Below are 9,963 nucleotides of genomic sequence, written 5' to 3' on the forward strand. Positions count from 1 at the left end.
AAGTAACCAGTGTCGAGTCTAACGCGGAAACGATAGGTTGCAAGCCTCACGAATGGAGGCTTGCATAACCTTCTGATTTATAAGGATTTGTGCTCCTGGTGCAGAATAGCGGCAGGCAATAAAAAACCCCGCGACGGGCGCGGGGTTTTTTGTGCTGCGTGGGAGCCGGTCGGCTTACATCATGCCGCCCATGCCACCCATACCGCCCATGCCACCCATATCAGGCATGGCCGGAGCCTTGTCGTCAGCCGCTTCGGCAACCATGGCCTCGGTGGTGATCATCAGGCCGCCGATGGAAGCAGCAGCTTGCAGGGCCGAACGGGTCACCTTGGCCGGGTCGAGAATACCCATCTCGATCATGTCGCCGTAGGTATCGGTAGCAGCGTTGAAGCCGAAGTTACCGGAACCTTGCTTGACCTTGTCGACCACTACGCTCGGCTCGCCGCCGGCGTTGGCTACGATCTGACGCAGCGGCGCTTCGACAGCGCGACGCAGCAGAGCGATACCGACGTTCTGGTCTTCGTTGTCGCCTTTCAGGCCGTCGATGGCTTGCAGGGCACGTACCAGGGCTACACCGCCGCCAGGTACCACGCCTTCTTCGACGGCTGCGCGGGTAGCGTGCAGGGCGTCTTCAACGCGGGCTTTCTTCTCTTTCATCTCGACTTCGGTGGCAGCGCCAACCTTGATCACGGCAACACCGCCGGCCAGTTTGGCCAGACGCTCTTGCAGCTTCTCTTTGTCGTAGTCGGAAGAGGTTTCTTCGACCTGCTTGCGGATCTGCGCAACGCGAGCTTCGATGTCGGCCTGAGCACCAGCGCCATCGATGATGGTGGTGTTGTCCTTGTTCAGCACAACGCGCTTGGCGTTACCCAGGTGCTCCAGAGTGGCGCCTTCCAGGGACAGGCCAACTTCTTCGGAGATCACGGTACCGCCGGTCAGGATGGCGATGTCCTGCAGCATGGCCTTGCGGCGGTCGCCGAAGCCCGGAGCCTTGACGGCTGCTACTTTGACGATGCCGCGCATGTTGTTGACGACCAGGGTAGCCAGCGCTTCGCCTTCGACGTCTTCAGCCACGATCAGCAGCGGACGGCCAGCCTTGGCAACGGCTTCCAGAACCGGCAGCAGTTCGCGGATGTTGGAGATCTTCTTGTCGACCAGCAGCAGCAGCGGGCCTTCCAGCTCGGCAACCATGGTGTCCGGCTTGTTGATGAAGTACGGCGACAGGTAGCCGCGGTCGAACTGCATGCCTTCTACGACGGACAGTTCGTTTTCCAGGCCCGAGCCTTCTTCAACGGTGATGACGCCTTCTTTACCGACCTTGTCCATGGCTTCGGCGATGATGTCACCGATGGAGCTGTCGGAGTTGGCGGAGATGGTACCTACCTGGGCGATGGCCTTGGAGTCAGCGCACGGCTTGGCCAGGTCTTTCAGCTGAGCAACGATGGCCGCGGTGGCCTTGTCGATGCCGCGCTTCAGGTCCATCGGGTTCATGCCGGCAGCGACGGACTTCAGGCCTTCGTTGACGATGGCTTGAGCCAGAACGGTGGCGGTGGTGGTGCCGTCACCGGCAGCGTCGTTGGCCTTGGAGGCAACGTCTTTCACCAGCTGGGCGCCCATGTTTTCGAAGGCGTCTTTCAGTTCGATTTCCTTGGCAACCGAAACACCGTCTTTGGTGATGGTCGGGGCGCCGAAGGATTTGGCCAGAACCACGTTACGACCTTTCGGGCCGAGGGTGGCTTTGACGGCGTCGGCCAGTACGTTGACGCCAACGAGCATTTTCTTGCGGGCGGAATCGCCAAACTTGACTTCTTTAGCAGCCATTTTGATCAGTCCTCAAATTTTTGAAGGTTAAACGGAGATTCGTGGGAATCAGGCTTCGATGACAGCGAGGATTTCGTTCTCGCCCATTACCAGCAGGTCTTCGCCGTCGACTTTGACGGTGTTGCTGCCGGAGTAAGGGCCGAATACCACTTTGTCACCGACCTTGACGGCCAGCGGACGGACTTCGCCGTTATCCAGAACCTTACCGGTACCGACGGCAACGACTTCACCCTGGTTCGGCTTCTCGGCGGCCGAACCCGGCAGCACGATGCCGCCTGCGGTTTTGGTCTCTTCTTCGCTGCGACGGATCACGACGCGGTCATGCAGAGGACGAAGCTTCATTGTCGATCTCTCCTAACAATTGATGGCCAACTTGCCGACTCTTGAGTGGTCGGCGGGTTTGTAAAATCCGGCTAGGCCGGGTGCGGCACGCTGGGCGCACCGCGAAAGTTGGACTGCCTCAGAGGGCAGGCACCTTGCGGTGACTGCTACATGTGGGCGGGCAAGGGCATTTCAAGGGGCGGGGGTGAAATTTTTTGCGCTGCAGGGAGGGGCGAACGTGTGTAGGAGCCGGCTTGCCGGCGATCAGCCAGAGAGGGCTCGCCGGCAAGCCGGCTCCTGCAGAACTGTAGGGATCAGTCGCGGCGCTCGTACTCGCCTTCGAGCACGTTGGGGCGAGTCTGTCCGGAGCGGGCGGCCTGGTCATCGAAGAAGGCGCGCTGACGCAGGGCCTGCTCCTCGGCACGGCGGCGAATCTTGCCAACCAAAAGGCGGCGGGTGAACGGAATCAGGCAGAGCACGCCGAAGATGTCGCTGATGAAGCCCGGCAACAGCAGCAGGCCACCGCCGACGGCGATCAGCAGGCCTTCGAGCATTTCCTGCTCGGGCAGCTCGCCACGCGAGAGTTTTTCACGGGCGCGCCAGGCAGTGGCGACTCCGGCGACGCGCAGCAGCACGCTGCCGAGAATCGCGGTGCCGATGATCAGCAGCAGGGTGGGCAGCACGCCAATCGCGCTGCCGACCTTGATCAGCAGGGCCAGCTCGATGATCGGGAACAGCAGGAAGAGAAACAAAAAGGCGCGCATTTCAGTGGGTCCTTGGCGGAAGTGGGCTTCCAGTAGGAGTTAAGTATGGGGTGATGGCCTGAATTCAAGCTGAAGGCGCACCACTGGTCGGCCAGCTCTCGGCGCGAGCCAGTGTTACCAGGGCTTCGCGTACTTGCCCCGGGTTGTTGCAGGATGTTGGAAAGGCCAGCCAGTAGAGGCTCTGGCCGATGCGCAGGTGGAAGCCTTCGGTGTCGACGCCGGCCATTTGCGCCGGTTCGTGTTGCGGCAGGCCGGCCAGTTCGACGTAATGTGCAATGGCCTTGGCATGGTCTTCGTTCATGTGCTCGACCATGCTCGCTTCGCTGCCGTCCGTCGCAAAGGGGTTGTCCAGGTTTACCTGGTCGAGCCAGTGAATGGCCCCGAAGCCGCCGATGAAGCGCCAGCGCACCGGTTCCAGCCGCCAGAAATCGAAATCATGCGCCCGGTGGTAGTCGCGCGACTGGGGGAAAAAGCGGTAATAACGCTGTGCGGCCGCTTCGATTTCGCTCTCGTCATGCAACTGTCGTGCTTCGGCGAGCAAAGTGAGGCGGCCGACCGCCTGCACATCCTCTGCGCCACGTTCGCCGACCAATAGCGAACATTTGGCGTCCTGCCCGAGGTTATGGGTGTGCTGGGCGATACGGCTGATCAGGATCAGCGGTCGGCCCTCGGCGTCCAGGCAGTAAGGCACCACCGATCCGAAAGGGAAACCCGGCATGGCCTTGGAGTGGGTGCTGAGCACGCCACGGTATTCCTTGAGCAGCAATTCTCGTGCATGCTTGCCGGCTTTCACGCTCACCTATATGACTCCTCGCAAAGAATCTGTAGGAACCTGTTCACGATCAGCTGCGCGTCGGCGCTACTGCGTTAAAAACAGGCTCGGAATGCTCATTTACAACTCGTAAACTGCGCTTCCTCGCCTGTTTTTGCCTTGTATCGCTCTAGCTCGCAAGACCGTGAACAGATTCTAAGAAACGGACAGACGCCCTAGCATAGCGGTTAGCGGGCATCAGCGGGGTCGGTAAATGCTGCACCTTGAGGGGATAAAGCGATGCAACTTAAAGACAAAGTTATCATCATCACTGGCGGTTGCCAGGGACTGGGCCGCGCCATGGGTGAGTACTTGGCGGCCAAGGGCGCCAAGCTGGCGCTGGTCGATCTGAACGCGGAAAAACTCGACGAAGCCGTGGCCGCTTGCAAGGCTGTCGGTGGCGACGCCCGTGCCTATCTGTGCAACGTTGCCGATGAAGAGCAGGTGACCCATATGGTCGCCCAGGTTGCCGATGACTTCGGCGCAATCAATGGCCTGGTCAACAATGCTGGCATCCTGCGTGATGGCCTGACCATCCGCGTTAAGGATGGCGAAATGACCAAGATGAGCCTGGCGCAGTGGCAGGCGGTGATCGATGTCAACCTGACCGGCGTGTTCCTCTGTACCCGTGAAGTGGCGGCGAAGATGATCGAGCTGAAGAACGAGGGTGCGATCGTCAACATCTCCTCCATTTCCCGCGCGGGCAACATGGGCCAGGCCAACTACTCCGCTGCCAAGGCGGGTGTCGCGGCCGACACCGTGGTCTGGGCCAAGGAACTGGCGCGTTACGGCATTCGCGTCGCAGGCGTAGCGCCGGGCTTCATCGAGACCGAGATGACCGGCAGCATGAAGCCGGAAGCCCTGGAGAAGATGACCTCGGGTATTCCGCTCAAGCGTATGGGCAAGCCGGCCGAGATCGCCCACTCGGTGGCCTACATTCTGGAGAACGACTACTACACCGGTCGTATTCTGGAGCTGGACGGCGGCCTGCGTCTGTAATCCGCCAGGCCTGAACGAAAAACGCCCCGACTGGTTCGGGGCGTTTTCGTTTCTGGCAGCTGGTGCGCACGGCCTAGGCTGCCCCGCGACACCCTACGGGCATGATGCGCGCGACTTTCCGTAGGGTGCGCCGTGCGCACCGCTGCTCTTAATGCGTACGAGCGACGGCGAAACGGCTCAGCTCGATCAGTGCATCGCGATATTCGCCGGCCGGCAGCACTTCCAGGCAGGCAATGGCGCGTTCGGTGTAGTCGCGCGCGAGCTGTGCGGTGTACTCCAGAGCACCGGCGGCATCCACGGCGGCGCGGATGCTTTCTAGGTCTTCGATGCCGCCTTTCTGAATCGCGCGGCGTACCAGAGCAGTCTGTTCTTCGGTGCCTTCGCGCATGGTGTAGATCAGTGGCAGGGTCGGCTTGCCTTCGGCCAGGTCGTCACCGACGTTCTTGCCCAGCTCGGCTGCATCGCCCTTGTAGTCGAGCAGGTCGTCGACCAACTGGAAGGCGATACCCAGATGGTCGCCGAAGGTACGCAGGGCCTCGCGCTGCGCCTCGTTGGCTTCGGCCAGGGCGGCGGCAGCGTGAGTCGAGGCCTCGAACAGCATCGCGGTCTTGCCGCGGATGACTTCCATATAGGTCTCTTCGGTGGTACTGGCGTCGCGCACCTTGGACAGCTGCAGCACTTCGCCTTCGGCGATCACGCGGGTGGCCTGGGAGAGAATCTTCATCACGGGCATGGAGCCGAGCTCGACCATCATTTCGAACGAGCGTGAATAAAGGAAGTCGCCCACCAGTACGCTTGGTGCGTTGCCCCACTGGGCGTTGGCGGTGCTGCGCCCGCGGCGCATGTCGGACATGTCGACCACATCGTCATGCAGCAGGGTGGCAGTGTGCAGAAACTCGATGGTGGCGGCCAGCAGGCGCAGGTCGTCGGCCTGGTAACCCAGCGCGCGACCGCTGAGCAGCACCAGAAGCGGGCGCAGGCGTTTGCCGCCAGCGGAGATGATATAGTCGCCGATCTTTTCCACCAGCGGCACGCGGGAAACCACCTGTTGGCGAATGATGCCATCGACGGCGGTGAAATCGTCCGCTACCACGCGGTAGAAAGCCTGGGGTTGCATCGGCGACTGGTGCTCCTGTGAGGTTGCGCGGCATGCTAGGTGGCAGGGTAGGGGCTGTCAAGGCAAGCACTGGCGCCCCTTGCGAAGCGTTCGGCGCTTGCGTACAATCGCGCACCCTGAACTTCCCCCTGGGCATTTCCCTGCCTTACGCAATTGCAAGGGTGTCACTTCCGGCCCCAAGCAGCCATGCCAGCCAATAACGATTTTTCTAAAGCGCTGGGTGAGCAGGATCAACGGAGATTTACCATGTACGCAGTAATTGTTACTGGTGGCAAGCAATACAAAGTCACCGAAGGCGAATTCCTCAAGATCGAGAAGCTCGAAGTCGCTACCGGCGAAGCCGTGACTTTCGATCGTGTTCTGCTGATCGGCAATGGCGACGACGTTCAGATCGGCGCTCCGGTCGTAGACGGCGCTAAAGTGGTTGCCGAAGTCGTGTCGCAAGGCCGTCACGATAAAGTGCGCATCATCAAGTTCCGCCGTCGTAAGCACCACATGAAGCGTCAGGGCCACCGTCAGTGGTTCACTGAGATCAAAATCACCGGTATCCAGGCCTGATTCGTCGGCCCCGATCCTTTATAGGAGTATTGACTCATGGCACACAAAAAAGCTGGCGGTTCTACCCGTAACGGCCGCGATTCCGAAAGTAAACGCCTTGGCGTGAAAATGTACGGTGGTCAGGTCATCAAGGCCGGTAACATCATCGTTCGTCAGCGCGGCACCGAGTTCCACCCGGGTTTCGGCGTGGGCATGGGCAAAGACCACACCCTCTTCGCTAAAATCGAAGGCGTGGTCAAGTTCGAAGTGAAGGGCGCTTTCGGCCGTCGCTACGTGAGCGTCGTCCAGGCCTAATCGCCTACGCGCTGGAAAAGCCCTGTCCGCATAGGACGGGGCTTTTTTGTTTGTGTATCTTTGGTTCGCTTGCCAGATCCGCTAGTTCTGGATGATCCGGCAAGCGTTCCCCTAGCCCGCAGATGAGGCGGGAGGCATAACCATGAAATTTGTCGATGAAGTTTCGATTTTTGTAAAAGCCGGTGACGGCGGTAACGGCATGATGAGCTTCCGCCGCGAGAAGTTCATCGAGAAGGGCGGCCCCAACGGCGGTGACGGTGGCGACGGTGGCTCGGTATTCCTTGAGGCCGACGAAAACCTCAACACCCTGATCGACTATCGCTATACCCGCAAATTCCACGCGCAAAACGGCGAGAAGGGCGGCAGCACCGACTGCACCGGTGCCAAGGGTGAAGACCTGATCCTGCCGGTGCCGGTGGGTACCACGGTGATCGATGTCGCCACTCAGGAAGTGATCGGCGATCTGGTCAAGGCCGGGCAGCGCCTGATGGTTGCCCAGGGCGGCTGGCACGGGCTGGGTAACACCCGCTTCAAATCCAGTACCAACCGCGCACCGCGGCAGACTACGCCGGGCAAACCGGGCGAGTCGCGTGATCTCAAGCTGGAGCTGAAAGTGCTGGCCGATGTCGGCCTGCTCGGCCTGCCCAATGCCGGCAAGAGCACCTTCATTCGCGCGGTTTCCGCCGCCAAGCCGAAGGTCGCCGACTACCCCTTCACCACCCTGGTGCCGAACCTGGGTGTGGTCAGCGTTGATCGCTTCAAGAGCTTCGTCGTCGCCGACATTCCGGGGCTGATCGAAGGCGCATCCGACGGTGCTGGCCTGGGTATTCGCTTCCTCAAGCACCTGGCGCGTACCCGCCTGTTGCTGCACCTGGTGGACATGGCGCCGCTGGACGAGAGCGATCCGGCCGAGGCTGCACAGGTGATCATCGACGAGCTGGGCCGCTTCAGCCCGGCGCTGGCCGAGCGTGATCGCTGGCTGGTGCTGAACAAGATGGACCAGGTGCCCGAAGACGAGCGCGAGGCGCGCAAGGCCGATATCGTTGCCCGCCTGAACTGGCAGGGGCCGGTTTATGTGGTCTCGGCCATCAGCCGCGACGGCACCGAGCGCATCAGCCGCGACATCATGCATTACCTGGAAGTGCGTGCCGAGCGCATCGCCGAGGACCCGGTATTCGCCGAAGAGCTGGCCGAGCTGGATCAGCGCATCGAAGACGAGGCGCGTGCCCGTCTGCAGGCGCTGGACGATCAGCGCGCGCTGCGTAAATCCGGTGTGCGCAGTGTCGACGATATCGACGAGGACGATGACTTCCTCGACGAAGAAGACGACGATGGCCCGGAAATCATTTACGTCCGGGATTAAGCAAATTTCCAACGCCGCTTAATTGCGGCGTTTTTGTAGGTGGGGTGGACCCCATCATTTTCTGGCTAAGGTTGGAAGATCATGCGTGACAAGGTGACCGGCGCGCGGCGCTGGGTGGTGAAGATCGGCAGTGCGCTGCTGACCGCTGACGGGCGTGGCCTGGATCGTGCGGCCATGGCGGTGTGGGTCAAGCAGATGGTCGCGCTGCGTGAGCAGGGCGTGGAACTGGTGCTGGTGTCCTCCGGCGCTGTGGCGGCCGGTATGAGCCGCCTGGGCTGGACCAGCCGACCTAGTGCGATGCACGAGCTGCAGGCTGCCGCCGCGATCGGTCAAATGGTGCTGGTGCAGGCCTGGGAGTCCAGCTTTGCCGAGCACGGCCGCCGTACTGCACAGATTCTCCTGACACATGATGATCTGTCCGACCGCAAACGCTACCTGAACGCGCGCAGCACCTTGCGCACTCTGGTCGATCTCGACGTGGTGCCGGTGATCAATGAGAACGACACGGTGGTCACTGACGAGATTCGCTTTGGTGACAACGACACCCTGGCTGCGTTGGTGGCCAATCTGGTCGAGGCCGATCTACTGGTTATCCTCACCGATCGCGATGGTATGTTTGATGCCGACCCGCGGCACAATCCCGATGCCAAGCTGATTCACGAGGCCCGTGCGGATGATCCGGCGCTGGATGCAGTGGCTGGTGGTGTCGGTGGCGCACTGGGTCGTGGTGGCATGCAGACCAAGCTGCGTGCATCGCGTCTGGCTGCGCGCTCCGGCGCGCATACCGTTATCATCGGCGGCGCCATCGAGCAGGTACTGGCCCGCCTCAAGGGCGGCGAGCGCCTGGGCACGCTGCTGGCTCCCGAGCGCGGCTTGCTGGCGGCGCGCAAGCAATGGCTGGCCGGCCACCTGCAAACGCGCGGTACCCTGGTGCTGGATGCTGGTGCGGTGAAGGCGTTGAGCCAGGATCGCAAGAGCCTGCTGCCGGTGGGCGTGAAGGCGGTGCAGGGCAGTTTCCGTCGTGGCGAAATGGTGGTTTGCGTCGCTCCGGACGGCCGCGAAGTGGCACGTGGCCTGGTCAACTACAGTGCACTGGAGGCGCAGAAGATCATCGGCAAGCCGTCCGATGCCATCGAGGGGCTGCTGGGGTACGTGGATGAACCAGAGCTGGTGCATCGCGACAATCTGATCCTCGTCTAAGGAGCATGTATGCGTCCGTTCAAGGGAGTGTTGTTGGGGCTACTGATGCTGCCCGGCCTAGCACTGGCCGAAACCATCGGCGAAGTCTCTACAGTGTTCAAGTGGGTCGGTCCGAACGACAAGATCGTCGTCGAGGCCTTCGATGATCCCAAGGTGGCGGGCGTGACCTGCTACCTGTCACGCGCCAAGACCGGTGGCGTGAAGGGTGGCTTGGGGCTGGCCGAGGATCGCGCCGAAGCCTCCATCGCCTGTCGCCAGGTCGGCCCCATTGCATTCAAGGGCAAGCTCAAGGATGGCGAAGAGGTGTTCAAAGAGCGCACGTCGCTGGTGTTCAAGACCATGCAGGTAGTGCGTTTCTTCGACGCCAAGCGCAATACCCTGGTGTACCTGGTCTACAGCGACCGGGTGATCGAAGGCAGCCCGCAGAATGCGGTGACGGCCATTCCGATCCTGCCGTGGGGGCAGCAGTAGCTCGAACGGCACCCATAAAAAACCGCCCCGAGGGGCTAATGCCAGTCAGTTAAGCTGACTGGCATTTTTATTTCTGGTCGGATACTTGGACGGCTTGGGTTTGACCGCTCGCGGATAACTGCGATCCTCACGACGATGAGGTAGGACGTAGTGCATGGCCGAGGCCTGTAGTTCGGCCAGGTAGCGAGGGATGTTGCCTGGATGATTCAAAGAGACCCCGTTCAAGAAGCCCAGAATCGCCCAG

11 protein-coding genes and 1 pseudogene are annotated in these 9,963 nt (G+C 61.2%); 6 read left to right on the forward strand and 6 right to left on the reverse strand.

Features of this window, described 5'->3' with window-relative positions; all coding sequences use genetic code 11:
- Positions 1-174: 174 nt before the first annotated feature.
- From groL to ACNFCJ_RS23605, 4 genes are all read right to left on the reverse strand, one after another.
- Positions 175-1,821: a chaperonin GroEL gene (gene groL, locus ACNFCJ_RS23590; protein WP_416773836.1), complete on the reverse strand. Its 1,647-nt coding sequence runs from the start codon at positions 1,819-1,821 to the stop codon at positions 175-177.
- Positions 1,822-1,869: 48 nt separating this feature from the next.
- On the reverse strand, positions 1,870-2,163 hold the full coding sequence (locus ACNFCJ_RS23595) for a co-chaperone GroES (RefSeq protein WP_013717065.1): 294 nt from the start codon (positions 2,161-2,163) through the stop codon (positions 1,870-1,872).
- Positions 2,164-2,456: 293 nt separating this feature from the next.
- Complete coding sequence (locus ACNFCJ_RS23600) at positions 2,457-2,906, reverse strand: FxsA family protein (protein ID WP_036999047.1); 450 nt, start codon at positions 2,904-2,906, stop codon at positions 2,457-2,459.
- A gap of 64 nt (positions 2,907-2,970) precedes the next feature.
- Positions 2,971-3,705, reverse strand: coding sequence for a HugZ family protein (locus ACNFCJ_RS23605; protein ID WP_416773837.1), 735 nt, complete (start codon positions 3,703-3,705; stop codon positions 2,971-2,973).
- Positions 3,706-3,957: 252 nt separating this feature from the next.
- On the opposite strand from ACNFCJ_RS23605, the gene ACNFCJ_RS23610 reads away from it, so the two are divergent.
- Entirely contained in the window at positions 3,958-4,716 is a 759-nt protein-coding gene (locus ACNFCJ_RS23610; RefSeq protein ID WP_416773838.1) for an SDR family oxidoreductase, read from the forward strand.
- A gap of 148 nt (positions 4,717-4,864) precedes the next feature.
- On the opposite strand, the gene ACNFCJ_RS23615 is transcribed toward ACNFCJ_RS23610, so the two are convergent.
- On the reverse strand, positions 4,865-5,833 hold the full coding sequence (locus ACNFCJ_RS23615) for a polyprenyl synthetase family protein (RefSeq protein ID WP_416773839.1): 969 nt from the start codon (positions 5,831-5,833) through the stop codon (positions 4,865-4,867).
- A 246-nt stretch (positions 5,834-6,079) separates the two neighbouring features.
- On the opposite strand from ACNFCJ_RS23615, the gene rplU reads away from it, so the two are divergent.
- From rplU to ACNFCJ_RS23640, 5 genes are all read left to right on the forward strand, one after another.
- The gene (gene rplU / locus ACNFCJ_RS23620) at positions 6,080-6,391 is read left to right on the forward strand and encodes a 50S ribosomal protein L21 (RefSeq protein ID WP_004424548.1); all 312 of its coding nucleotides are present in this window, start codon (positions 6,080-6,082) and stop codon (positions 6,389-6,391) included.
- A 36-nt stretch (positions 6,392-6,427) separates the two neighbouring features.
- Positions 6,428-6,685 carry a 50S ribosomal protein L27 gene (rpmA, locus tag ACNFCJ_RS23625; protein ID WP_003240427.1) on the forward strand — a complete coding sequence of 86 codons (258 nt, stop codon included), beginning with the start codon at positions 6,428-6,430 and terminating at the stop codon, positions 6,683-6,685.
- Positions 6,686-6,827: 142 nt separating this feature from the next.
- Positions 6,828-8,048, forward strand: a complete 1,221-nt coding sequence (gene cgtA, locus ACNFCJ_RS23630; RefSeq protein WP_416773840.1) for an Obg family GTPase CgtA — start codon at positions 6,828-6,830, stop codon at positions 8,046-8,048.
- A gap of 81 nt (positions 8,049-8,129) precedes the next feature.
- Entirely contained in the window at positions 8,130-9,248 is a 1,119-nt protein-coding gene (gene proB / locus ACNFCJ_RS23635; protein WP_416773841.1) for a glutamate 5-kinase, read from the forward strand.
- A gap of 9 nt (positions 9,249-9,257) precedes the next feature.
- Complete coding sequence (locus ACNFCJ_RS23640; protein ID WP_013717057.1) at positions 9,258-9,719, forward strand: CreA family protein; 462 nt, start codon at positions 9,258-9,260, stop codon at positions 9,717-9,719.
- A 45-nt stretch (positions 9,720-9,764) separates the two neighbouring features.
- Here ACNFCJ_RS23640 and ACNFCJ_RS23645 read toward each other — a convergent pair.
- A pseudogene (locus tag ACNFCJ_RS23645) lies at positions 9,765-9,963 on the reverse strand (IS4 family transposase); the annotation flags it as partial.

It is taken from the genome of Pseudomonas sp. NY15364 (genome assembly GCF_048068235.1).
Taxonomy (GTDB): domain Bacteria; phylum Pseudomonadota; class Gammaproteobacteria; order Pseudomonadales; family Pseudomonadaceae; genus Aquipseudomonas; species Aquipseudomonas mendocina_D.